We start from the raw sequence: 23,441 nt of genomic DNA on the forward strand, positions 1-23,441 counted from the left end.
TTCGAACGGATGACGCGTGACACTTTCGAGTCGGAACTCGACGCCCTGCGGGCCGACGTCTGCGCGATGGGGGCAGACGTCACCGACCGCCTCGACCGCGCGGTCACCGCCTACGAGCGGCGCGACCCGGGGATGGGCCGCGCCGTCGCCGAGGCCGACGACGAGATAAACCAGTCGTACCTCGACTTAGAGCAGGACTGCATCGACCTCATCGCGCTTCAGCAGCCGGTGGCCTCGGACCTCCGTTTCATCGCCGCCTCGTTCAAGATACTCACGGACCTCGAACGCATCGCCGACCTCGCGGCCAACCTCGGCGGGTACGTCGACGCGATGGAGTCAGACACCATCCCGAACGTCCCCATCGCCGATATCGCCGACATGGTGCTGGCTCAACTCGACGGCGCGATGGCCGCCTACGAGGACGCCGACGCCGACCGGTGTCGCGAGGTGGCCGCCGCCGACACCGACGTAGACCAGCGCTGTGGCGCCGCCACCGACGACCTGGTCCGGACGCTGGTGAACCACTCGCCCGCCGAAGACGACACAGAGGCACTGTTGGCCGATACGAAGCGATATCTCCTGACGGTACGTGACCTCGAACGGGTGGGCGACCACGCCGTCAACGTCGCCGCCCGCACGCTGTACATGGTCGAGAGCAGCGACGACCTCATCTACTGACCGCGGAGCGCCGCTCTCGGCTACGGTGAGAGGGACCGAGAGCGGTGTATATTGGGAGAAGGGAAAGGCTGATACGCCCGGCCGGGGGAGTCCCGACCATGCCACGCGAATCGTATCAGGAGCTTCTCGAATCGCTCCGCGAGGACGTCCTCTATATGTCCGAAGTCGTCCTCGATCGGTTGCGACTGGGGCTTTCCGCCCTCGAACAGAAAGACGAAGAGATGGCCTGGCAGGTCATCGACGGCGACGACGAGGTCAATCAGCTGTATCTCGACCTCGAACAAGACTGTATCGACCTGCTGGCGCTCCAACAACCCGTCGCATCGGATCTCCGCTTTATCGCCGCGTCGTTCAAGATCATCACCGACCTCGAACGCATCGGTGACCTCGCGACCAATCTCGGCGAGTACTCGCTGGAGGCCGAACGCGACGTCTATCCGGAAGTCGACATTCAGGACGTCGCCGAAGTCGTCATCGAGATGATCGAGAACGCGATGGACGCCTACGACCGCGAGGACCCGGACCTCTGTTACACTATCGCCGAGACCGACGACGAGGTCGACAGTCGCTGTGAGACGGCCTCCGAGACGGTCGTCCGTGACCTCATCGAGCGCGAGATAGACGCCGACTCCAGCGACGCGGAGATAGAGCAACTGATGGCCGACGTCTCGCGCCTGCTGCTGACGATTCGGGACATCGAGCGAGTCGGCGACCACGCCGTCAACATCGCCGCCCGGACGCTGTACATGGTCGAGAACGACGACGACCTCATCTACTGAGAGTCCTTTTTGCGGCGCGGGTGTCCTCGGGCCCCCGACCCTGCGGGCATCCCTGCGTGCAAAAATCCACGCTGAAACGGCCGGAAGACGTATCTTCGGCGCGCGTCCGGTGAAACCGCTCGCCAGCGGCGAGCGGTACGCACTCCCGCACAGCAACGGTCGACAGCACTCCCCAACCGACCGCGTTGCTCGCGTTGTGCTACTCGTCTCTCGCGGTTCACAGCGCGAGGACGCGTCCACCGCACACCGAAACTCAGTCGCGCCGCGGCGGTTGCTGCCCGTCGTCACCGACGAGTCCGTCGTCGGTGATGCTGAACTGGACGGTGTCGCCGGCGGGCTTCGCGCGGTGTTTCTCCAGCGTCGCCCGTCGGTTGCCCCCGCGAAAGCGGTCGAGTCTGAGGATAGCGCCCGACCAGTGGTTCAGCGTGTGGCCGCCCAGCGCCGTCGACCGGTCGCTGTCCGGGTCGGTGAACACCTGATTCGTAAAGAGGACCGCGAGGTCGTGTTTGCGGGCCAGCGAGAGGAGGTGCGTGATCTGTCGGGCCACGTCGCGAAGCGTCTCGCCGCCGTCGTCGTCGTCGCGTCGGAGTCGATAGAAACCCGTCGCGCTGTCCAGCACGACGAGTTCTATTTCGGCCGCGAACTCCGCAGTGTCCTGGACGGCCTCGGTCTGCTCGTCGTAGTCGAACACCTCCGAGACGATGAGGCGGCCCGCGAGGTCGTCGACCGTCTGGTTCGGCCCGGCGCGGCCGCGGGCTATCTGCTCCATCCGGTCGGGCGAGAGGCCCTCGGTATCGATGTAGAGGGCGGCGTCGCCACCCGCGGCGACGTCGAGCGCCGCCGAGAGGGCGAGGTTCGTCTTGCCGGCCGCCGGCGGCCCGTAGACCTGCGTGACGGCCCCGCGCTCCAGTCCCCCTCCCAACAACTCGTCCAGCGGGTCACAGCCGGTCGAGACGTGGTCGCTCACGGCAACGGGTTAGACGTGTCCGGATAAAAACGCTCGCACCTGCGGTTCAGCCGAGATAACGAGCGAACGCGGCGTCGACGGCGTCCGGGTCCGACAGGTCCGCGAGTGCGATTCTGGTGTCGACGCGCCACGAACGGTGGAGGACGAGCGCGTCATCGGTTCTGGTGTAGCCGTCGAAAGCCGACCACGGGAACAGGCGGCGCGCCACGGGAAGGCGGTGTTCGAGGCCGGCCTCGGAGACGGTGTACGTTCGCTCTTCACTGCCGGTGACGAGGACGAGACCGACCGGGAACAGCACCTGCGAGGCGAGTTGGAGCCAGAAGCGGTCCGTGAGTAGACCGGCGACGAAGCCGACGGCGGTGACGGTGACCAGCGACCCGGCGACCACGAGCAGTCGCCGGCGTGCCCGTTCGGGCCATCCAGCGGTGAACTCACAGTCCGTCGTCGCGTCGGCCGTGACTGCGTCGGCGTACCGCGTCCGAGCCATCACGCCCAGCGCGAAGCCGAACAGCATCGCCACTAGGCCGAAGAAGAAGGCGAGGACGCCGACGACGCCGGTCTGTCCGAGCGAGGCGAACCCGCCGAGCGCGTAGCCGACGGGAACCACCGCCGGGAGCCATCGGACGGCGGTCCGGCCGAGTCGGACGGCGAGGCCGTCCCAGCGGGCGATACCCAACCATCCCGCACCGGTCACCGCGGCGAACGTGACGAGGGCCGTCCCGTACAGCGCGGCGGGCGACCCGGTGACCAGACGGGAGACCACGAGAACGACGGGCGGGACGCAGAGGAGCGCGAGGTACGCCCCGGAAACCACGCCGAACAGCGGGTCGGCGTCTCGCCGAGGTGCGTCGCTGTCTGTGGAGGGTGACATCGCTGGCGCTTCACAGAGGGGACTGAAAACGATTGACACTCGACGACCGTAGTTGCCGGCAGACATGTTTTTTCGAGTACTGATCGAAGCCGGCAGATCTGTGCTCCAGCGAACTGCGAAGCCTGCTCTCGTACGCGACGGGGTCGACGTTTCTCCGACTGTCCGGCGTCGTCCTCCTCGGGGCCGTCCTCCTCGGCGCGGACGTCGGGCCGGGACGGATACGCCCTCTGGTCTACGGCCTCGGCCCGCGGGTGCTGGCAGGCGTACTGAACGCGGTGTGCACGGTCGCGGACCTCGTCGGCGTCGTGGCGATTCTCCGAAAGGTGGCCCTCGAAGCACGACCGGACACCACCGGCCCCGGCGAGACGTCGACCCAGCAATCGTAAGTGGATACCCACCCAAGTCCGGTGCGTGATAGTCGTCGCGACGGGTGACTTCGAGGTGTACCACGGCGTGGTCACGGAGCTACGGGACCGCGGCGTGACGTTCACCACCATCGAACCCGGCGACGACTGGCCCGAAGACACGACCCTCGCCATCGTCGCCGCCGGCGAAGCCATCGACGTCCCGGAGGACGTGGACGTGGTGCAGGCCGACCCCGACCGACCGAGACGGGCCGTCGAGGCCGCTATCGCGACGCTCCGCGGCGAGACGGGACGGACCGTCGTGGGCATCGACCCCGGCGAGAGGCCCGGCATCGCGGTGTTGCACGGCGAGATGGTCGTCGCCGCCTTTCAGGTGCCGGCCGCGGACGCCGCCGAGGTGGTCCGCCGAGAGGTCGAGGACGCCGTGAATCCCCTCGTCCGCATCGGCGACGGGGCACGACTAGTCGGGTCGCGCGTCATCGACGACATCGAGGACGTGACCGTCGAACTGGTCGACGAGACGGGGACGACGCCGTATCTGGGTAGCGGCGTCCGCGGGATGGGCGACGTCCTCGCGGCGGTCAACATCGCTCGGCTGGAGGGTGAAGAAATCGTCAGTCGCGACGTCGAACCGACGCCCGGGGAACTCCAGCGCATCAAGGACCGCTCGCGCGAGGCGAGCGACACCAATCGGGCCATCGACGCCGAACTCGCCCGCCGGGTCGCGGACGGCGACCTCACTATCGAGGACGCGCTGGCCGAACACCGGGGCGAGGACACCGACCGCGGCGGCCCGGACCCGACCGAGCGTTAGTCCGACTGCTGGACCTGCTGTTCTGCCCGCCGGAGTATCTCGCGGACCGGCCGGTCCGTGGCGTCGGCGACGGCCGCCGCGTCGTCGAACTCCGCACTCACGTCGTACACCTCGCCGTCGCTGTCGCTCGCGACTTTCACCGTCACCTCGTACGCCTCGCCGTCGACGGTCAGCGTGGCCGTCTCGAAGGTCCGGTCTGCGACCCAGCGGTGGCCCGCGCCGTGTTCGCGCACCCCGAGTGTCCCGGTCTCCTCGGCGAGTCGGCGGGCGACACGGTCGGCGTCCTCGGGCTTGCAGACGACCTTCACGAGGTGGCCCGGTCGAGACTTCTTCATCGTCGCCGGCAGCACAGAGACGTCGCGTGCGCCCACGGCCGCGAGCGAGCGCTGGAGGTCGCCGAGGAGTTCGGGCGGCGCGTCGTCGAGATTCGTCTCCAGCACGGTGATGTCGTCCCGACGGAGCGGGCCTTCGCTTTGCCCGACCATCGCCCGGAGGACGTTCGGTCGGTCCTCGAACGCCCAGCCACCCGCACCGTATCCCGCACTGTCGACGGTCAGCGTCGGCAGTCGGTCCACGCCCTCGGCGACGTGGGCGAGGATGGCCGCGCCGGTCGGGGTGAGGAGTTCGGCGTCGACCGGGCCGCCCTGCAGCGACCAGTCGGCCCGTTCGGCGATTTCGACGACGGCCGGCGTCGGAACCGGGTAGGTCCCGTGACTCATCTCGACGGTCCCGCCACCGGTCGCCAGCGGCGTCGTCACCACGCGGTCGACGTCGAGGTCGTCCAGCAGCAGCGCCGCGCCGACGACGTCCGCGATGGCGTCGTCGGCCCCGACCTCGTGGAAGTGCGTGTCGTCGATGTCGGTGCCGTGGACCGACGCCTCGGCCGCGCCGAGAATCTCGACGATGGCGAGCGCGTCCGTCTCGACGGCCGCCGGGAGGTCCATCGCCTCGACGACGTCGACGACTTGGGCGTAGCTTCGGGTGGGGCCGTGGCCTTCGGCGTGCGTGTGGCCGTCGTGGTCGTGCGTGTGGCCGTGGTCGTGGCTATGTTCGTCAGAACTGTCGTGTGCGTCGTCATCGCTGTGGTGTGCGTCGTGACCGTCGGAGTGTCCGTCGTCGTCCGCCCCGGCCAGCAGTACCTCGACGCGCGTGGCACTGATGCCGTTGCGGTCGACCGTCGAGACGGCGTAGTCGACGGCGAGCGCGTCTTCGACGGGGTGTAGGACGGACCGGTCGGCACCAGCGGCGATCAACGCACCGAGCACCATGTCGCCGGCGGCGCCCATCCGACCGTCGAAGGCGAGTGTTCGCATGGTCGGACCCTCGTACCCGTCGAATAAAAGCCTACTACAACGGTCTCACGAGCGCCGGACGATGTGTACGTCGTAGGCGTCCTCCTCGTTCAGTTCCGCGATGGGAACGACGACGTCCTCAGTGTCGGCGCTCCCGAGGAAGACAACCGTCGCGTCGACGTCTCGGGCCACCTGCCGGACCGTCTCCGAGAGGCTGTTCGCCGAGTACGCGCTGACGTCCTCGTAGTTGAGTTCGGCGTCGTCGGTCGCTTCCTCTATCTTCCGTCGGAGGTCGGCGGCGGCCGTCTCGGCGGCGAAGTCCTCGTGTGGGTCGACGCGGCGACGGCGCTGGGCGTAGTCCGACCCGGTCGGGACGAGACTGACGGCGACGACGTCGACGTCCATCGCGGCGGCGTACGTGACCGCACGGTCGAGTGCGGCCTCGGCGAGCGACGATCCGTCGAAGGGAACGAGAAATACCATACCGGCGCTATCGCGCCCAGCCTTATCAAACGCGGCGGTGGCGGCAGTCGGTGCGGCGTCTCTGCCGACTGCGGGAATCTCGACGTCGGTCGCGCGACCGCAGCGCTTTTTCCACACCGAAAGCAACGGAAGCTATGACTGTGTCGGTCCTCGAACCGTCCGCAGAGAACGTCGCGACGGCGGCCGACTGTGTCCGCAACGGCGGCGTCGTCGTCGCGCCGAGCGATACGAACATGGCGCTGACCGTTGCGCCGGACCACGACGCCGCTATCGAGCGCGTCTACGAACTCAAAGACCGGCCGGCTCACAAGCCGCTGACGCTGTTCGTCCGTGACCCCGGCGACTGGCGGCGGTTCGGCCGCCACGACGACCCCGCCGTCGTCGACGCACTCGTCGACGCGTTCTGGCCGGGACCGCTGAACCTCGTCCTCGAGGTAGCCGACGATTCGCTCCACGAGCGTCTCCGGATGAACGGCACCGTCAGTGTCGGCTGCCTGTCGAACCCGGTGTGGCGGTCGTTCGCCGACGCAGTGGGCGGTCCCGTCGCGATGACCTCGGCCAACCGGTCCGGGACCGTTCCGGACGACGAGCTGGTCGACGTCGAGACGGCCGTCGCCCACGTCGGTGACGGGGCGGACTACGTCCTCGGCGGCGAACCGGACGGCACCACGCGAGCGTCGACCATCCTCTCGCTCGCGGCCGGGGACGCCGCCGAAGCGACGGTTCTCCGGCAGGGCGACGTGACGGTCGAACGCGTCGAGAACGCCGCGCCGTTGCGCGTCGACTGACGTGTGGTAGCAGTTCACATATAAACCCGTCGCTGCCGCGTCCTGCCCGCCGGTAGCATAAAGCATATCTCTCGTGCTACCCGAGTTCTCTGTAGCTCGACTCTACTATGAACGAAGTGCAACTGGAAGTGGCGAAGGCGTACCCGAACGACTCGGGACGCGGTATCGCCCGCCTCGACCCCGACACGTTGCTGCATCTCAAACTCTCGCCCGGAGACATCATCGAAATCGAGGGTAGCGACACGACGGCCGCGAAGGTGTGGCGTGCCGACCGGCAGGACTGGAACACCGACACGGTGCGCATCGACGGGTTCACGCGGCAGAACGCTGACGTGGGCATCGGCGAGCGCGTGACCATCCGCAAGGCCGAGGCCGAGAAGGCCGACAAACTGGTACTCGCGCCGCCGGAGGAGGCGTCCGTGCAGTTCGGGTCCGACGCCGCCGGCATGGTCAAGCGCCAGATTCTGAAGCGCCCGGTCGTCGAGCGCGACATCGTCCCCGTGATGTCCTCGACGAACCACCCGTTCATGCGCTCGCCGGGGCAGGCCATCCCGCTCATCGCCGTCGAGACGGAACCCGAAGGCGTCTGTCTCATCACCGAGGACACCGAGGTCGAACTCCGCGAGGAGCCCATCTCGGGCTTCGAGAAGACCGGTGGCGGCATCACCTACGAGGACATCGGCGGCCTCCAGAACGAGATTCAGCGGGTCCGCGAGATGGTCGAACTGCCGATGAAACACCCCCAGATATTCAAGAAACTAGGCATCGAGCCACCGCAGGGGGTCCTGCTCCACGGCCCGCCGGGCACGGGGAAGACCCTGCTCGCGAAAGCCGTCGCCAACGAGACCTCTGCCAGTTTCTTCTCTATCGCCGGGCCGGAGATCATCTCGAAGTACTACGGCGAGTCCGAACAGCAACTCAGGGAGATATTCGAGGACGCCAGCGAAGAGTCGCCCGCTATCATCTTTATCGACGAACTGGACTCTATCGCGCCCAAGCGCGAGGACGTCACCGGCGAGGTCGAGCGCCGGGTCGTCGCCCAGCTGCTGACGATGATGGACGGCCTCGAATCCCGGGGCCAGGTCATCGTCATCGCCGCGACCAACCGCGTCGACTCGGTCGACCCGGCGCTCCGCCGCCCGGGCCGCTTCGACCGCGAAATCGAAATCGGCGTCCCCGACGAGGTGGGCCGCGAGGAGATTCTCCAGATTCACACCCGCGGGATGCCCCTCTCTGACGACGTCAATCTCGCGAAGATGGCGACCGACACCCACGGCTTCGTCGGCGCCGACATCGAGAGCCTCACGAAAGAGGCCGCGATGAAGGCCCTGCGCCGGTACCTCCCCGAGATCGACTTAGACGAGGAGGACATCCCGCCGAGCCTCATCGACCGGATGATAATCAAGCGCGAGGACTTCAAAGGGGCGCTCAACGAGGTCAGCCCCAGCGCGATGCGGGAGGTCCTCGTCGAATTGCCCAAGGTCTCCTGGGACAGCGTCGGCGGCCTCGAATCCGCCAAAGAGCAGGTACAGGAGGCCGTCGAGTGGCCGATGAACTCCCCCGAGAAGTTCGAGCGCATGGGCGTCACCCCGCCCTCGGGCGTGTTGCTGTACGGCCCACCCGGCACCGGGAAGACGCTGATGGCGAAGGCCGTCGCCAACGAGACCGACGCGAACTTCATCAGCGTCCGCGGTCCGCAACTGCTCAGTAAGTGGGTCGGTGAATCGGAGAAGGCCATCCGCCAGACGTTCCGGAAGGCCCGACAGGTGGCCCCGACGGTCATCTTCTTCGACGAACTCGACTCGCTCGCGCCGGGGCGGGGCGGCGACATGGGCTCGAACGTCTCAGAGCGCGTCGTCAACCAACTGCTGACCGAGCTCGACGGCCTCGAAGAGATGGAGGACGTGATGGTCATCGGCGCGACCAATCGCCCGGACATGATCGACCCGGCGCTCATCCGCTCGGGTCGCTTCGACCGACTGGTCATGATCGGCGAACCCGACGTCGAGGGCCGCGAGCAGATACTGAAGATTCACACCGACGACACGCCGCTGGCCCCCGACGTCAGCCTGCGTGAACTCGCCGAACGCTCCGACGGGTTCGTCGGCTCGGACCTCGAGTCCATCGCCCGCGAGGCCGCCATCGAGGCCCTGCGCGAGGCCGACGACGCCGACGAGGTGGAGATGCGCCACTTCCGGCAGGCAATGGACAGCGTCCGCCCGACGATTACCGACGACATCCGCGAGTACTACGAGCAGATGCAAGAGGAGTTCAAAGGCGGGTCCAGCCCGCAGCGACAGGCCGGCAGCGGCGGCCGCATCGGCTTCCAGTAGCGACCTCGGTTTTAGTTCCGGACGAGTACCAGTCGACCGGCGTACCGGAGGGGTTTTACGCTGTACCGAGAGAGGTAGAGGTAGACGGCACGGTCGGACGGCTACCTTTCAACCCGCGTGGATTCCACGTGCGGTTACCGCTGTCTGTCCTAACCCGTCTCTCTAACATTCACGAGCAACAGCACTCGCTCACCAGCGGGACGCGCTGACAGCGACAGGGACGCGCGGTCGCCCAACCGTGTCGGTCGTCGGTACAGCAGAGAGATGCCAGCGACGGCTTCAGCCGTGAGTGACACGGCGGGGGGTCGCGGGAGCAGTCGCTATCGAGCCGTCGGCTACGAAAAAGGCGGACTGGCGAGGGCCGCTACAGTTCGCCGAGTTTCCGGAGGAGCTGGCCGCGGTACTCCTCGTCGGCCTGCACGCCTTTCAGTTCGAGGACGTTCCGTTCGAGTTTGTCGAGTGCGACGTTGAACGCCGTCGCTGCGCCGTAGCCCTCACCGGAGCCGGCGGCCTGCCCCTTGTTGGTCCGCAGGCGAATCTGACACTGGATGAGCGGCGTGCCGCGGAGTTTCTCCTTGTGTTCGTGGAAGCGGACGTGGGCGTGTTGGACCTGCATCGCCTGGTACTTGTCCGCGACGTCGCTGATGTCGGCGCGGATGTCCTCGCGGCTGATGGTATCCAGCAGGGAGATGTTGGTGATCTGGACGTCCATGTGGTCTTCCTCCGTGTAGGTCAGCGCTCGGAGCACGTCCGTCTTCGTGACGATGCCGACGACGTGGCTGTCGTCGTCGTCCGCCGTCACCGCCAACCCGGCGAAGTCGTTCTCCAGCATCCGCTCGACAGCGTCACGGACGGAGTCGTCGAGGTTCGCCGTCTCGACGGGGCTGTTCATCACGTCGTAGACCGGTAGATCGAGGACTCGCTCGATCTCGCCCGCGCGGTCGCCCCGAGTGGCTTTGTTCATGTCCCGGACGACGACGTCGACGATGTCGTGTCGGGTGACCATCCCCGTGAGCGACTCGGCGTCGTCGAGGACGGGAAGCCGGGAGATCCCGTGTTTTCGCAGGAGATTGACGACCTGCCCGACGTTGGTGTCCTCTCGAATGGTGATGACGTCCTCGGTGTATATCTGGTCGATAGTGAGGGCGTCCAGATTTTCGAGGACCGCCGCGAGGATGTCGTCCTCGGTGACGATGCCCCAGAGGTCCTCGCCCTGGAACACCGGGGCAATCTTGGTCCCGCCCTCGACCAGGACGCGCGCGACCTCTCGGACGTCGTCGGTTCGCCCGACTTTCGGCGCCGAGCGAGTCATCGCCCCCGCCTTCGCGTCGTCCTCGACGTGGGACTGAACCAACTGCTTCTGCGTGATGACGCCCGCGTACGCACCGTCCTCGGTGACGATGATGCCCTTCGGGTTCTCCCGTTCGAAGATAGAACGGACCTTCCCGAGGCGCTTGTTGGCGTCGACCTCGACAAACTCTCTGGTGGCGATGTCAGCAATGTCCATCGTGCTTCACGTTCGCAGGTTCTACGTGAAGGGTTATCAAGGTTGGTTTAGTTCCCGTACTACGAGAGGTGGGCCAAACTTTAGGAACCCCGGGCCGTCCGTCACATATGCTTCCCGACATCGGTGTGTTTGGCCCCTACACGTATCTGGTGACAGAGGTGGTCTGGGGAACCGTCGCACTGGTGCTTCTGTGGCGGGCCGACGCACTCCGTCTCGCCGGCCGGACGATCGTCGTTCTCTACCCAGTCGCGTACGTCTGGGACTGGTATACGCTCGAAGTGGGCGTGTTCGCTATCCGTCTGCGAACCGGCGTCGATCTGCTGGGCATCCCCATCGAGGAACACGTCTTCATCGTCGTGGTTCCCGCACTCGTGTTGGGCATCCACGAGACGCTCCGTCGCCGCGACGCGTCGTGACAACACATCATAATACAAATATGTCATCGTCGACTGTTAACCGCGTCCAGGATATGCGACAACGATGGTAACCGGAGGCGCTCGAACCGGTCGCCGTCTAGCGATACGTAGGAATATATATTGTCCCGAGATGTGCATATACTCCCCACGGAACGTATATGTACCTTCGTCTTCATGATTTTACTCAGACATGAGTCGAGACACGCCGGCACCCCAAATCGAACTGTACGTCCGGTCGCTTCTCCCGGATGGGGCCCACGAGCGACAGGACGCCGTCATCGACCACCTCGAACGACTCGACCGAGACGACGAAATCGCTGGCTACAACGTCGTCGTCTGGGGCAAGCAGGTCGCACCCGAGTCGGCGGCTGCCAACACCGAAGAGGGGCGGTACATCCTCAACCGCGTCGCCGAGTTCCGACAGTGGGCGCTCGCGAACAACGTCTCGCTGGAGTCGTTCTATCAGACCAGCGAGATCGAATCGGAGGTCACCGGCGAGGCATACGAGGCGATGGTCCTCCCGATCATGGGACTGGCCGAGTACCACGACGGCGAACTCGCACACGTTGCACCCTGCACGGACGGCGACGTCGTCCACACGATCATCGACCGGCTGGAACGCCTCGAAAACGGTGAACCGCCGGCGCTCGAACAGAGTGCCGCCGACGTGAGTCTCGTCTGAGATTACGCCTCCGTTCTGAGCGTCTCGACGTACGGGCTGACGGTCTCGGCGTCGGCCAGTTCGTCCAGTACCGCGTCGGCGTCGACCGCCAGTCCGTAGGCGGGACGCCCCTTCCCGGTGGCCGACGTAGTCTGGTCTTTGGCCAGTAGCTCGTCGTCGGCCAGCGACCGCAACGCCGAGATGACTTCCTGTCGCTCGACGCCGCCGAAGGTGTCCCGACTCAGGTCGTCGAGATGGGCCTTCGCCGCCTGCGTCACGTCGTAGGAATGGGCCGGCGTCTCGTCCGCTACCGACAGTTCCACGACCGACAACAGCACGAACTGTTCGAACGACCGCGCAGAACGGAGTGTCTCCTCCATACGTGTCGCTACGTTGGCTCGTCTAAGAAACTACTGGAACGTTTCTACTCGTGTGGAGACACCGCCGGTCGACTGGCCCGACCGACAGGACGTACTGTGTGGCTCGCTCTCCACGAACGAGACGGTCGCTCAGAGCGACGTTCGGAACAGAAGTAATGGGTTCGGGCGGATTTTCTCTGAGTTCCTGAACTGTGCCGCTCGTCTCTGCCGCTCTGGTCTGGTGAAACTGGTTTGCTGTGGCTCATGGTTCGGCTTCCTCTGGGTCGATTTCGAGAAGAGGCAGGTACGACGCTCGGCGCGCTCGCATCTCCTCGATGGGGTCGGGCTTGTCGTAGTGCTTCTCGATAGTCGAGACGCTGGAGTTGACGCGCTTCGCGACGACCTCGACAGGAACGCCGCGGTGGAGCATCCACGTAATCGCGCCTGTTCGGACGTGGTGAGGGGCACGCGACGACGGGCACTGACTCGCCTGCGACTGCGTCCGCCAGTCACACGTCGGCCGCTCCTTCCCGTGCGGGCACTCGCCGTAGTTGCACGGCTGTGTAGCGAGGTACATCAGGTTCCGAATCGTTCCCTTCGACGCTCGCCCCCGCTGAGTCGTGATGAGCGGCTGTCTACTGTAGTCGTCGTACACGTCGTTTCTGTGGTGTAGGACGTACCGCTGTACCGACTTCCCGACCGACTTGGGGAGTGACACGGCGCGTTCGCCGTCACTGCTCTTCTTCAGCGGTGTGTCCGTCGACGGCCTGTTGGCGAACGTGAGGTAGTACAGCGGCCCGTCGTCGCCGTCGTCTACATGGAAGTCGCGGAGGTCGAGCGCACGAATCGCGCCCATCCGCGCCCCAGTCGTCCACGCAATCGCCAGCAGCACGTGCTGGCGCGTTCCGCGCAGTTCCGGGTTCTCCCGGTAGTGTGTGAGTAGCTTCTTCGCCTCCTCGTGGTGCAGCATCACGTCGCTGCTCTCGGCGTCCTTCGGCACGTCCGGCGGGTCGATCTTCTCCGGCAGGTCCTCGGGAACCACCTCGATGCGGGCACAGTACTCCAGCCAGTTCCGCAGGGTTCCCATCTCCTTATTCAGCGTGATAGGGGAGAGGTCCTGCGAGCGACGAAAGTTCTCGTAGGACTCCAGTTCCCAGCCGGACAGGTCCCGCATCCGCTCGATACCCTGCTCTTCGGCCCACTCGACGAAGAGCTTCAGTCGGTAGTGGTACGTCGACACTGACGCCCCGCGCTTCTCGACACGCAGTTTGTCGAGCCAGCGGTCACGGGCCGCTCTCGGTTTGAGGTCCGGCGGGCCACTCATGCTTGCGTCTCGCTCGTCGACGGCGTCGCCGCGGCCGCGTTCGGGACGACCATGCCGGCGGTGTCGTCTGACTCCGCCATCTCGCGGCGCTGACTGTCCGCTACGCGACGTTTGAGGCGGTCCCGGTCGGTCCCGTAGCTCTGCACTCGAACCTCCGAGATGGAACCCACTCGATGTGGGGGGAGTTTCACACGCTCGCCGTCCCACTGCCGGACGGCCAGCCACCCGCTGCTCAGGGTGTAGTAGTCGGCCACGAACACCGGTCCCTCAGAAGCGAGTTGGACGACTGCCGGCGTGTAGTTGCTCGGCAGGTCCTCCGGGTCGACGGCGTCGTTCATGGGCCGTCCTCCGCGTCGTCGTCACGTTTTTCCTGACCGGTACCGTCGTCAGAATCGGGGGCCTCAGGCTCACTGGACATGGCTTAGGCGGCCCCCTCATCTACATTCTCGTGATTCTCGTCGACGCACAGCACCGTCTCTGGGCACTCGAATGGTGAGTCGGTCGCCTGCCGAATGACGTGGCGAACGTATTCTGAGTACCCCATATCGTGTTTCTCTGCTTCTCTCTGTATGTCTTGGTCCATCTCCAACGGCATCGAGATGGACACCGACAGGCTTCTTTGAGCCATTGCGTTAGTTATCAATTACCCTTTGAGTCATATAGTTTACGGAGAGTCTAATCAGACGCAATAGTTCTGAAGTGACTCATCCAGCACTATGATACCCCCCGTGATTGATAATTAACCAAAGATGCGCTACTCCGGTGATTGGATGGTACTCGCGGATGATAGAATCCTTGAGTATATCCGCGAGAAGGATTCTGGCCGCCCGAAAGAGATGAAGGATAGCGGCTACGTTCGGTATACTCGCTCATACATTTCGAAGCGATGCAAAAAACTGGTCGACCACGGTTTACTCCGCGATTTAGGAAATGGAGTCTACACTATTACCGAGCGCGGAGAGAGATACTTAGACGGCGAGATAGACACCTCAGAGGATGCTCCTGACGAGGTAGAATCTCGTGTAGACAACGGACCAAGCGCAAACGAGAATCACGAGCAGGCCTGATACATGGACGGGAGAAAGTCGGCGTACTGGATGGAACAGTTGGACGAGCGAATCATGGAGTTCATCCGCTCTGAAGGGTGGGCCTCACCACGCCTGCTAGAGGGAGAACGCGGCTTCAGTGCCTCCGAGAGACGCATCCGCGAGCGGTGTATGTGCCTGCACTACGCGGGCTTCATCGAGCCAATCCACGGCGACATGTACGACCTGACGAGCGAGGGAATTCTGTACCTCAAGGGCGACCTCGACGCCGAACACTACCCCGAGCCGACGCCGAGCAAGGTGTTCAAGGACCGGTACGCGACGCCGTCGGACTGGGCGCACGCGAGTGTGAAACCATATTGGTAATAATGTCTGAGGAAAGTACGGATTATCGCGAGTACCTCCAAGAGTGTCGTATATGGCAATTCTATCAGACTCACCGTCTCAAAAACATACCCCATAAGCGGAGGGTATTCATATCGACAGTACCAGGCTTTGTAATATATAGCGTCTTAGTTTTTATTTTGACTGCTTCTCTATTCGGATTGGCAGATATATCCCCCGCCATACTCGACGGTTCTTCTGTAAATACCAAAGGATTACTCGTAAAGCCTGAAAATGGAACGTGGCCGCTGAATGCATCTCTTGATGCATGGTTATTTTTCATTTCAACTCCAGTAATAACGTCCGGAGCGGCTGTAGCCGGATTATACCTGTTTCAGCAGAGCCCTTTCTCAAGCGATGTCAGTAAACGAACTACTATTTCAACCTTCGCTATAGGCGCACATCTACTCTGGATTTTCATTTCAATATGGGGAGGGTTTGGTGTCAAGGTTGTTGGACGTTCTATATTAGAGATCCCGAAAGGTCCAGCAGTTGCACTGGGGGTGTATCACCTTTCTATAGGCGCAGTTGCCTATGTCTACAGCCGTCGACTGGTTCCTTGCTGGTCGAAATCATTTTTTAATGATGTAGATCCCTATTTAAAGAACCAGTGGCGGTTCGCTCAATTCTTCATTTCTGGGGCTTTTGTGGGGATTGTTGGAGCTGCCATTCCATTTACACTGAATCTCGCAGGTCGGTTTGGACTCCCCGTTCTGGTGATTGTTTTTGGATTAATAACTTCTCCGCCACTTTTTATTGCACTATTCCTAATGATGCGACTTCACTATATCGAGGTAGCCCGAAGGTAGAGACTGGTTAATTCACGGAATGCTGCGACACTGTCGGAGTCAATGTACCGGGATGAACCACCTCTGCCTCCTCGTCGCCGCCCTCGAGGAAGTCGACCTTCCCGCGCTCCCGTCGAATCGCCTCCGGACTGAACTCTCCGAGGTAGTGCTTTCTGAACGTATCCCAGTCCTCCCAGCCGCCGAAGGACATCACGACCGACGGAATCACACCCTGCTCCAGTAGATACGTGCCCCACGTCCGTCGGAGATCGTGGACGTCGAGATACTGCCAACCGCGGTCGCCGGTCTCTTCCTCCAGGGCGTCGGCGGCGCGCCGGACCCAGCGGTAGACTGTCGACCCAGCCACGTCCAGCAGCGGCTCGTCGTCGTCCTGCTGGTACGCCAGCGTCTCCGCAATGGTGACGACCTCCTTCGGGACCGGCGGCTCTCGGTACTTGTCTCGCTTCGCGTAGCTCTCCCAGACTCGTATGTGGTCGCCGGTCGGCCCGTCGACGAGGTCCTGCGGACACACCTTGATGATTTCCGAGCGCCGGAGTCCGACCCGACCGGCGAGCAGGAAGGCCAGCCGCTGGTGAGGCGTCTCGGCCTGCTCGATCAGTCGCGTCAGTTCGTCGTCGGAGAGCCACACCCGCTTGCCGTCGTCGTTGTCGTAGTCCTTCAGCCTCATGCACTCGTTCCCCAGTTCTATTGCAAAACATCTAGTTTTTTCGGTGAACTCGGGGGTCAGGAGGGGTCAAATCGAGCGAGATTGCACCAGAATGCGTGCTTCTCGGGCACCGGATTGCCGGGGTTCTCAGGCAGCGAGTCTCAGTGCAGAAATGGACATGTTCCTAGAGGCTTTTGATCTAAATGCATAATTTATTGGTAAGCAGGAGAAATTTGCAAACCATGGCAGAGGGTGATATTCTTGTTGGCCTCATCACAGCGGTTGCTCTAATTCAGGGAGCATCTTCGATTCTGCTGAACAGTTTGGTGGCTGAAATTAGAAAACTATACGACAGCGAAGCAAACCACTTGTATAGAATCTATGGTGCGATCTCGGTAAGCTATCTACTCAGTCTGATTGGGTTGATTGCTTTTGGATGGGGAGTACTCGCAGTTGTGAAAATTCTGGACTTTGGCATTTCTGGTCAGGGAGAACCCCTACCACCCTTGTCCTTGGATGCCTACTCTTTTATAGGGACGATTTTTCTTTTTAGTGGCATCATTCTAACTTGGCTTGCCGTAATCTATTCCTCTGGAATAATTGCATATGAGAAGAAAAAGAGTAGTTGAGAGGGACCTATAACTCAGACATATTCACATCTGTACACCAGAATGAAGGATTCTCGGGCATTCAGACATCGGATTCTACAGGCAGAGACAAAATAAATGGAACAGCCCTATACGAAAAGATATATTATATTATATTATATTGTTGTATAATATAATGGTCAACTTGCATATTCGAGTTGCTGGTTTACTCTTAGATGTACTTGCAGCCACGATATTAGCATATGTGAGTACAAATAGTTTTGATAAGCGAATATCTAGATTTGTTGATAATCAACCGCTCTCACAGGCTAAAGACAAACTATTCACACAGAGTTATGTCTCCAATTCTCATGCCGGGTTTTATGACTTGGTCAAATCACATCAGCGGGGAGTTGACATAACCGTTGAACAAGATGACATACCTGACAGATATCCTCCCTATCCTACTCGGTTGGAGTTAGAACCCAAAGAAGGAGACAGAGTAACAATGTATTCAAATAGAGGCGAAGAAGTACTGGAAGGTCAAGAGAATAGTGAACTAATAGTACACTATTCTAATCCAGATGAGGCGTATTATGATTATGATGATGAAAAGATGAACCTTGGAACTGGTGAAACGGCTATTTTACTTGCAGGGTTTGAAGAGTTGATTGAGGAAAAGAGAAATCAATGTGAAGATCGGATAGTATTCTTCGCTACTAGTACACTTGCGTTAGGATTTGCGCTACAATTAATTTCTTCTCTATTCTGAGGCGAAAAAGATTCTTGGACAAGTATGGGAGAGTGTCAATAGGCCCGTACAACCTGTATCCGAGTTTGAGATGGAGAACGGACCAGTACACACGATCAAAGTATTCTCGGGCGTCGGTCAGACGGCGCCGACGACCGCGCCGAACGCCTCGACCACCACCGCCCGGCCGCCGTGCTTCCAGACCCAGTCAATCGGCGTCGGCCAGCCCATCGCGTGCTGCAGGACATCGTCGGCGGCGCCGAGTCCCAACAGGATGACCGCGACTCGATGCCGTCGGGGCCAGAACGCCGACCACGCCGGCCGGAGGGGCGCGAGTATCACCAGCGCGTTGGCGACGAGCGACAGCGTGGCGCCGATGACCGGATACCGCGCCCACACCAACCCGAACGACGCAAGCCCGCCGAGGATGCCGCACAGGACCAGCCACGGTTCGCGGTCGCGGTGGTCGTCCCAGACGATGAGCAACGGCACCAGCGCCGCCAGCAAGAACGTCATGTAGTGGTGGGGTAGCGCTGCGTTCCCGTCCGGCACGACGTGGTAGGGCCACATCACGACTGCGCGGCCTCCCTGCCGGTCTCACTCTCGACTGGCGCCGCGTCAGCGTCGGCCTGCTGGTCGGCGCCGTCCTCGACGACAGCGCCGCGCCCGTAGACCGCTCGCTTCATCGCCTGCTGCTCGTCCTGTCCCGGCGGGGACTGGTACGGGAACTTGACGGCCACCCACCGGCCGAAGCCCTCGACGCGCTCGATGCCGTACTTCGTCGGGACGGCCATGCCGCCGAGGAAGAATAGCACGGCCATCGCGAGCGTCTGTGCCTCTGGGGTCGGAATAGCGGATATTGCGGATTGCATGGTTAGATACCGTGGGTGTGACCGGGGAACGATTCGGTGACGCTCTTGATTTGAAGCGAGGCCGTCGCACTGCCGGGACACTGCACCTCGCGAACGAACGAATCGACGGTAATCGTCTTCGTCTCCGTCGCGCCTACGCTCCCCGTGATTTGGTTGCCGTTGCCCCGCACAATCACGTACTCAGACCCGTACGATGTGCCGGAACTCTCCACGTCCATCGTCTCGACGTAGGGCGGGGGAGTCACCGGGATGCTGGTGTCGGGGTCGACTTGACGGTTCCAGTTGGTCGATCTCGACGGCGTAGCCGACTGCGTGCCAGTCGGTCGAGAGTGATGCGCGTCGGCGTCACCGGAGTGAGTCGTTATCTCTGAGTCCGTGTAGTTCCGGGTCGCCACTCTGTTGCCCTGCTCGGAGAGCGTGCCGGACACCACGTCGACGCCGGAAACGGACGTGCCAGACCCGCCGTTGATGCGGAGCGCGGCGACGAACCCGCCGGACCCGTCCCGCTTGCGGATGGTCAGGTTGTAGTCGCCATTGACCAGCTGGTAGCGGGCGTCATCGGCGGCGTCGTACACTTCTAACGGTGTAGCGGTTATCTTGCCATCGCCCAGACTGACAGGTGCCGACAGGTCCAGCACCCCGCCGCTGCTGGTGAGGTTGCTGGATAACGCGAGGGCGAGGTCGTCGTTCGCGTCGGTCGTGAGGGCGTTGCCCAGCGCGAGAGCGAGGGTCTGCCCCGACCGGGTGAGCGGCGCCGACACCGTCACCGGGTCGTGGTGGTCGGCTGCCGAGACATCCGAGATGTTGTCGTGCGATATGGCCGACTCGTCGACCGCGAGGTCGTCGTTCGCGTCGACGTGCAGCGCATTGCCGAAGGCGAGAGCGAGGGCCTGCCCCGACCGAGTGATCGGCGCCGTCACCGTCACCGGGTCGTGGTGGTCTGCCGGCGAGACGTTGTCTAACTGGTCGTGCGAGATGTAGCCCGTCACGTCCCACTGCGTGCCGTCATAGACCTTCGCCTCGCCGTTGCCGTCGCTCCCACCGTCCGTGTCGTACCACGATTCCCCTTTTTCGGGGTCTGCGGGCGTGTCGGCCTGTATGTAGTCCCATCCGCCACCGGACGAGGCACTGAGTCCGGCCATGTTACTGGCCCTCCTCGTCGGTGTCGACGGTCTGGACGGCGCCGAGTATCCTCCGCTCGATGCGACCGAGGCGCGGCAGAACGCCGCGCAGATGCGTGTTTCGTCCGGTTATCATCTTCTGGTTGCGCTTGCTTCGTCGCGTGTTGTCCGTCACCTGCTGCTTGATACTCCGGAGGGCGGTCGCTCCGTAGGTCGCTGCCGCTGCTGTGACGATTGCAGCCGCTTGCACGACGTAGGCGGTGAGTGGGTCCACTACCGCCCACCTCCGGCGAGAGACGTCCCGAGAGAGGCGTACGGCGCTGCCACCCACAGCAGGACCAGCAGGACCACCAGCCCGCCGCCGACCTTCGCCTCGGTCGCAGTCACGCCGGGGATAGCGGCGAACGGGTCGCTTCCGTCGGTGCCGCCGTCGTTCCCGTCCGGGCCGGGGTCCTGCCAGAAACCCCGGTCTGCGTCACCGCCGGGCAGGCTGTCCGTGCCCTCCGAGACGGTGAGGCTCTGGGGTTGTGACGTGTCGGTCCCGTTGTTGCCCCTGACGGCCACCTCGGCCGTCACAGTGTACTCTCCGGGCGGTAGCGACGGCTGGAACTCCGCCGTCGCGTTGGCCTGCCCGGCGAGAGACGGTCGGTTGACCGGGACACACAGCGGTTCGTCCAGCTCCTCGACGACACTGCCGGCGGAGTCGCGGATGGTCAGCGTCACGTCGGTCATGTGGCCGTTGTTGACCACGCCGGAGTCGGGACAGACCACCGGCCCCCAGCCGACCGGACCGACCGTTTCGAGGTTGTTGATACCGACATCGACCGGGAAGGGCTGGTTCGCGGCCTGCTCGTCGCGGTAGTCGACGTATCGGACGCGAATGTCAGCCATCTACTGCGCCCCCTCGAAGATGATGCCCACGCCGTCGCCGGCACTGTTGGTCTTGATGTAGAGGTCGTTGACGTTGCTCCCCTCCCAGCTGAAGACGTGGCCGGCGTCGGTCAGGGGAACGAACTGGTCGGCGTCGTCGCCGAGGTACACGTCCCCGCTGTTGCCCGGCAGGTAGACGATGAGCGCCGTCACGCCGTCGGGAATCGTCAGGTCCGGCAGTGGCTCGGGCGTGGTCCCGCTGGTGCTGTACGTCTGGATAGTCGCACCGTCTGGGTTGCCCACTGCGTCACGGATGGCCTGCTGATGGCTCTCGTTGGCCGGGGGCACCTTGTCGCCGTCCTCGTTCTGGACGGTCTGTAGCTCGCCGACTTCGGCGCGGGTATCAAGTCCCATTGCTTGCCTCCCAGCCGATGGGCTGCACGCTGTACGTGCGGGCCGTCGTGTCCGACAGGTTCCGCACGTAGACGGTCATCGACTCGCTGAACCGCTTCGCCGGGATGAACGTAGGCACCATGTCGTCGATGTCCGTGGGCGGGATGGGCGCCGGGCCGTACTGGCGGCTGCCGTCCATCCACACCTCATAACTGCTTTCGGGGTGTTTCGACATGGCGAGGAACGGCAGCGCGAAGTCAGTCACGCGCTGGGTCGGCTCGAACGTCACGATGAGCATTTCCCCCGGGTTCAGGCGCCGCGTGATGGGGTCGTTGTACCCCACGTCTCCGGGGTCCGGCTTCGGGACGACCGTCACGCTGCACCTCCGTCTTGCTCGATTCGCTCGCGCTGAGTCTCCTTCTCCTGCTCGTCCATCTCCTCGATGGTCGCAGTCACCTCAGGCATCGGCCTGCCCTCCCTGAGAGAGGTAGAGGCCCCCGCCGACGACGGCCAGTAGGCCGAGGGCCAGTGCCGGGCTGGCGTCGGTCTGACCGCCCTGCTGTTGCACCTGCTGGCGGAGTGCCTCGAAGGACTCACGAACGTCGTTGCGGAGTTCGGTCATACTCTCCTCGACGTTCTCCACGGCTTCGGGCGTCCCGCCGGTCTGGCTCTCGCCCGTCGACGGGTCGGATTGGTTCACGCCACCGGAGGACGAGTCGCCGCCGTTGCTCCGGTCGGGGTTAGGGTCGTTCTGGTCCTGTACACCGTCGTTGTCGGTGTCGTTGCCGAACCCTTGGTCGACGCTCTCGCCGTCGCTGTCGGTCTGAGTCCCGCCGCCAAACAGCCCCTCATGCCTGTCCCCGTCGTCGGTGTCGCCGCTGCTTCCGCCACCGTCGCCGCCGGGGTAAGACCGGGAAGACCCTCCGCCGTCATCCCCGCCGGGCGTGTTGACTTGCCCGTCACCGTCGCCGTCGAAGGTGTTGGGACCGTCGTCGTTGTTGTCGTCGGGGTCGGTGTTGCCATACGTATCGGACGGCATACCGCCCGTGTAGGTGGTCGTCTCACTGGCGTCACCGGGGTCCACGCCGGGGTCAGACGACGGGTCGACCCACGGGTCCGACGAACTGGACGAATCACTCACCGCTTCGTCGTAGCTCGTCGTGTCAGAGTCGTAGATGGGCGCGTTACCCGAGTCGTCGTCTGAGGTGTTCACGCCCGTTTCGGTGTTGGTGATACTCCCATCGTCCTCGATGACCATATCGTCCTGCTCCTGTACCCACTGCTCCATGCCGTTCAGGTCGTCGCTCACGCTCCAACACCTCCGTAGAACGTCTCGTACACCAGCAGCAGGAACAGGATGATGTTGACCACCTGCGCGGCCAGCATCACATCGTCCTCGGACCAGCCGGTTCCCTCGACGACGGTCGTCGGCGTCAGCGGGCCGTTCGTCTCAGTGTTGCTCCCCTGCATCGACTCGTCGCCCTCGGTGCTGGTGAGAGTCACCGAGTCCTCGAAGTCGTCGCTGCCGGGGGTAGCGCCGCTCTCCCAGACTGGGGTGTAGTCGCTCGAAAATTGCATTGTAGGGCCTCCTACGCCTGCCCCATGCCTGCGCTGATGGCTGCCGCGAGGCCGGGCACCTCACGGCTCCCACGCAGAACCGGGACGTTCAGGAGTGCGTTCGTCGGCTCGGTCCCGTCGCCGTCGTTGTCGGTCCACCGGACCGTGTACGGCGCATCGAGGTACACGGTCAGCGTCATGTCGGCGGAGAGCCACGGGTGCATCTCGCCGTCGGTCAGGGACAGATACTCGGGCTGCTCCAACTGCGGCGACTCGTGGACCAGTCCGAGGTTGCCCGTGTACACACGCTGGGACTGGTCGGTCGACTCGCCGGGGAGACTCTTGCGAATCTCCATCGAGGCCGGGTCTGCCGCCACGTAGTAGATGTGCAGGTTGCTGTTGGTGCCCGAGTCGGTGACGGTGATGGTGTTGTTGGCGTAGTCCACCGAGTCCGGCGTCCCGTAGTACGTACCGTCCAGCCAGCAGACCACCGACTGCGTGACGGGCGTGTCCGTCACGTCGTGGCTGAGCGTGAACTGCTCGGAGTCGTCGGCGGTCCCGTTGGTCGTCTCCTTCTGGTACGCCGGGATGGCGATTTTGAGAGGATGGTCACGACCCTGCCGGAGCAGGTGGGCCGTGTCGACCTGATACGTGCCGATCTCCGAGCGCTGGCCCTGACTGTTGACCGAGTTGTCGAACTCGTCGGGGGTGATGTGACCGGGCTGGCGCCGCGTGTTGGCGAGTCGCTGGGCAAGTTCCTTCTGCATC

32 protein-coding genes are annotated in these 23,441 nt (G+C 63.3%); 13 read left to right on the forward strand and 19 right to left on the reverse strand.

Translation table 11 applies throughout. The features are described from left to right. The first annotated feature begins 9 nt into the window (after positions 1–9). Entirely contained in the window at positions 10–678 is a 669-nt protein-coding gene (gene phoU / locus IEY28_RS13720) for a phosphate signaling complex protein PhoU (protein ID WP_188998709.1), read from the forward strand. Positions 679–776: 98 nt separating this feature from the next. Further along, on the forward strand, positions 777–1,457 hold the full coding sequence (phoU, locus tag IEY28_RS13725) for a phosphate signaling complex protein PhoU (RefSeq protein ID WP_188998712.1): 681 nt from the start codon (positions 777–779) through the stop codon (positions 1,455–1,457). 253 nt (positions 1,458–1,710) lie between these two features. Here the strand turns inward: phoU (IEY28_RS13725) and radB are convergent, their stop codons facing one another. After that, positions 1,711–2,424, reverse strand: a complete 714-nt coding sequence (gene radB / locus IEY28_RS13730) for a DNA repair and recombination protein RadB (RefSeq protein ID WP_188998715.1) — start codon at positions 2,422–2,424, stop codon at positions 1,711–1,713. Positions 2,425–2,470: 46 nt separating this feature from the next. Then, positions 2,471–3,295, reverse strand: a complete 825-nt coding sequence (locus tag IEY28_RS13735) for a hypothetical protein (protein WP_188998718.1) — start codon at positions 3,293–3,295, stop codon at positions 2,471–2,473. A 251-nt stretch (positions 3,296–3,546) separates the two neighbouring features. Between IEY28_RS13735 and IEY28_RS20785 the strand changes: the two genes are divergently transcribed. Continuing rightward, on the forward strand, positions 3,547–3,681 hold the full coding sequence (locus tag IEY28_RS20785) for a hypothetical protein (protein ID WP_268239446.1): 135 nt from the start codon (positions 3,547–3,549) through the stop codon (positions 3,679–3,681). A gap of 25 nt (positions 3,682–3,706) precedes the next feature. Continuing rightward, positions 3,707–4,474 carry a hypothetical protein gene (locus tag IEY28_RS13740; protein WP_188998721.1) on the forward strand — a complete coding sequence of 256 codons (768 nt, stop codon included), beginning with the start codon at positions 3,707–3,709 and terminating at the stop codon, positions 4,472–4,474. Here the strand turns inward: IEY28_RS13740 and larC are convergent. Together larC and IEY28_RS13750 are read right to left on the reverse strand one after the other, a co-directional pair. Further along, a complete protein-coding gene (gene larC / locus IEY28_RS13745; protein ID WP_188998724.1) occupies positions 4,471–5,787 on the reverse strand; it encodes a nickel pincer cofactor biosynthesis protein LarC in 1,317 nt (438 codons plus the stop codon). The genes IEY28_RS13740 and larC overlap by 4 nt on opposite strands. Before the next feature lie 45 nt (positions 5,788–5,832). After that, positions 5,833–6,249, reverse strand: coding sequence for a universal stress protein (locus IEY28_RS13750; protein WP_188998726.1), 417 nt, complete (start codon positions 6,247–6,249; stop codon positions 5,833–5,835). Positions 6,250–6,383: 134 nt separating this feature from the next. Here IEY28_RS13750 and IEY28_RS13755 point away from each other — a divergent pair, with 134 nt between their 5' ends. After that, positions 6,384–7,037 carry an L-threonylcarbamoyladenylate synthase gene (locus IEY28_RS13755; protein WP_188998728.1) on the forward strand — a complete coding sequence of 218 codons (654 nt, stop codon included), beginning with the start codon at positions 6,384–6,386 and terminating at the stop codon, positions 7,035–7,037. Between the two features lie 107 nt (positions 7,038–7,144). Then, positions 7,145–9,370 carry a CDC48 family AAA ATPase gene (locus IEY28_RS13760; RefSeq protein ID WP_166971618.1) on the forward strand — a complete coding sequence of 742 codons (2,226 nt, stop codon included), beginning with the start codon at positions 7,145–7,147 and terminating at the stop codon, positions 9,368–9,370. A gap of 364 nt (positions 9,371–9,734) precedes the next feature. On the opposite strand, the gene IEY28_RS13765 is transcribed toward IEY28_RS13760, so the two are convergent. Further along, positions 9,735–10,877: a CBS domain-containing protein gene (locus IEY28_RS13765; protein ID WP_166971620.1), complete on the reverse strand. Its 1,143-nt coding sequence runs from the start codon at positions 10,875–10,877 to the stop codon at positions 9,735–9,737. A 107-nt stretch (positions 10,878–10,984) separates the two neighbouring features. Between IEY28_RS13765 and IEY28_RS13770 the strand changes: the two genes are divergently transcribed. Beyond that, a complete protein-coding gene (locus IEY28_RS13770; RefSeq protein WP_188998730.1) occupies positions 10,985–11,293 on the forward strand; it encodes a lycopene cyclase domain-containing protein in 309 nt (102 codons plus the stop codon). 190 nt (positions 11,294–11,483) lie between these two features. Further along, positions 11,484–11,975 (forward strand): HTH domain-containing protein, encoded by a 492-nt coding sequence (locus IEY28_RS13775; protein WP_188998732.1) that lies wholly within the window; start codon positions 11,484–11,486, stop codon positions 11,973–11,975. Between the two features lie 2 nt (positions 11,976–11,977). On the opposite strand, the gene IEY28_RS13780 is transcribed toward IEY28_RS13775, so the two are convergent. The 3 genes from IEY28_RS13780 to IEY28_RS13790 form a co-directional block, all read right to left on the reverse strand. Then, positions 11,978–12,334: a hypothetical protein gene (locus IEY28_RS13780; RefSeq protein WP_188998734.1), complete on the reverse strand. Its 357-nt coding sequence runs from the start codon at positions 12,332–12,334 to the stop codon at positions 11,978–11,980. A 241-nt stretch (positions 12,335–12,575) separates the two neighbouring features. Beyond that, on the reverse strand, positions 12,576–13,637 hold the full coding sequence (locus IEY28_RS13785) for a tyrosine-type recombinase/integrase (RefSeq protein ID WP_188998736.1): 1,062 nt from the start codon (positions 13,635–13,637) through the stop codon (positions 12,576–12,578). After that, a complete protein-coding gene (locus IEY28_RS13790) occupies positions 13,634–13,975 on the reverse strand; it encodes a hypothetical protein (protein WP_188998738.1) in 342 nt (113 codons plus the stop codon). The genes IEY28_RS13785 and IEY28_RS13790 overlap by 4 nt, the downstream gene beginning before the upstream one ends. A 411-nt stretch (positions 13,976–14,386) precedes the next feature. Here IEY28_RS13790 and IEY28_RS13795 point away from each other — a divergent pair, with 411 nt between their 5' ends. From IEY28_RS13795 to IEY28_RS13805, 3 genes are all read left to right on the forward strand, one after another. After that, positions 14,387–14,704, forward strand: coding sequence for a helix-turn-helix domain-containing protein (locus IEY28_RS13795; RefSeq protein WP_188998740.1), 318 nt, complete (start codon positions 14,387–14,389; stop codon positions 14,702–14,704). A 3-nt stretch (positions 14,705–14,707) separates the two neighbouring features. Further along, entirely contained in the window at positions 14,708–15,049 is a 342-nt protein-coding gene (locus tag IEY28_RS13800) for a hypothetical protein (protein WP_188998742.1), read from the forward strand. Between the two features lie 179 nt (positions 15,050–15,228). Further along, a complete protein-coding gene (locus IEY28_RS13805) occupies positions 15,229–15,876 on the forward strand; it encodes a hypothetical protein (protein WP_188998745.1) in 648 nt (215 codons plus the stop codon). Between the two features lie 7 nt (positions 15,877–15,883). On the opposite strand, the gene IEY28_RS13810 is transcribed toward IEY28_RS13805, so the two are convergent. Further along, positions 15,884–16,543: a site-specific integrase gene (locus IEY28_RS13810; RefSeq protein WP_188998749.1), complete on the reverse strand. Its 660-nt coding sequence runs from the start codon at positions 16,541–16,543 to the stop codon at positions 15,884–15,886. Positions 16,544–16,764: 221 nt separating this feature from the next. Here IEY28_RS13810 and IEY28_RS13815 point away from each other — a divergent pair, with 221 nt between their 5' ends. Together IEY28_RS13815 and IEY28_RS13820 are read left to right on the forward strand one after the other, a co-directional pair. After that, positions 16,765–17,151 carry a hypothetical protein gene (locus IEY28_RS13815; protein ID WP_188998752.1) on the forward strand — a complete coding sequence of 129 codons (387 nt, stop codon included), beginning with the start codon at positions 16,765–16,767 and terminating at the stop codon, positions 17,149–17,151. 154 nt (positions 17,152–17,305) lie between these two features. After that, on the forward strand, positions 17,306–17,881 hold the full coding sequence (locus IEY28_RS13820; RefSeq protein ID WP_188998755.1) for a hypothetical protein: 576 nt from the start codon (positions 17,306–17,308) through the stop codon (positions 17,879–17,881). A gap of 117 nt (positions 17,882–17,998) precedes the next feature. Here IEY28_RS13820 and IEY28_RS13825 read toward each other — a convergent pair whose 3' ends face one another. The 10 genes from IEY28_RS13825 to IEY28_RS13870 all read right to left on the reverse strand — a co-directional run bounded on the left by IEY28_RS13825 (position 17,999) and on the right by IEY28_RS13870 (position 23,440). Further along, entirely contained in the window at positions 17,999–18,430 is a 432-nt protein-coding gene (locus IEY28_RS13825) for a hypothetical protein (protein WP_229783142.1), read from the reverse strand. Further along, the gene (locus IEY28_RS20680; protein WP_229783143.1) at positions 18,430–18,732 is read right to left on the reverse strand and encodes a hypothetical protein; all 303 of its coding nucleotides are present in this window, start codon (positions 18,730–18,732) and stop codon (positions 18,430–18,432) included. The genes IEY28_RS13825 and IEY28_RS20680 overlap by 1 nt, the downstream gene beginning before the upstream one ends. A 2-nt stretch (positions 18,733–18,734) precedes the next feature. Next, complete coding sequence (locus tag IEY28_RS13835) at positions 18,735–19,874, reverse strand: hypothetical protein (RefSeq protein WP_188998761.1); 1,140 nt, start codon at positions 19,872–19,874, stop codon at positions 18,735–18,737. A 1-nt stretch (position 19,875) separates the two neighbouring features. Then, complete coding sequence (locus IEY28_RS13840; protein WP_188998762.1) at positions 19,876–20,127, reverse strand: hypothetical protein; 252 nt, start codon at positions 20,125–20,127, stop codon at positions 19,876–19,878. Next, complete coding sequence (locus IEY28_RS13845) at positions 20,127–20,744, reverse strand: hypothetical protein (RefSeq protein ID WP_188998766.1); 618 nt, start codon at positions 20,742–20,744, stop codon at positions 20,127–20,129. Before IEY28_RS13845 ends, IEY28_RS13840 begins: the two co-directional genes overlap by 1 nt. Next, a complete protein-coding gene (locus IEY28_RS13850) occupies positions 20,745–21,137 on the reverse strand; it encodes a hypothetical protein (RefSeq protein ID WP_188998769.1) in 393 nt (130 codons plus the stop codon). It abuts the gene before it with no gap. Continuing rightward, a complete protein-coding gene (locus tag IEY28_RS13855; protein ID WP_188998772.1) occupies positions 21,127–21,492 on the reverse strand; it encodes a hypothetical protein in 366 nt (121 codons plus the stop codon). Before IEY28_RS13855 ends, IEY28_RS13850 begins: the two co-directional genes overlap by 11 nt. Positions 21,493–21,573: 81 nt before the next feature. After that, positions 21,574–22,425 (reverse strand): hypothetical protein, encoded by an 852-nt coding sequence (locus IEY28_RS13860; RefSeq protein ID WP_188998775.1) that lies wholly within the window; start codon positions 22,423–22,425, stop codon positions 21,574–21,576. Next, entirely contained in the window at positions 22,422–22,694 is a 273-nt protein-coding gene (locus IEY28_RS13865) for a hypothetical protein (RefSeq protein ID WP_188998778.1), read from the reverse strand. The genes IEY28_RS13860 and IEY28_RS13865 overlap by 4 nt, the downstream gene beginning before the upstream one ends. Before the next feature lie 11 nt (positions 22,695–22,705). Next, positions 22,706–23,440, reverse strand: coding sequence for a hypothetical protein (locus IEY28_RS13870; protein ID WP_188998781.1), 735 nt, complete (start codon positions 23,438–23,440; stop codon positions 22,706–22,708). Position 23,441: the final 1 nt, after the last annotated feature.

Origin of the sequence: Haloarcula pellucida, assembly GCF_014647235.1 — an archaeon.
GTDB lineage: Archaea > Halobacteriota > Halobacteria > Halobacteriales > Haloarculaceae > Haloarcula > Haloarcula pellucida.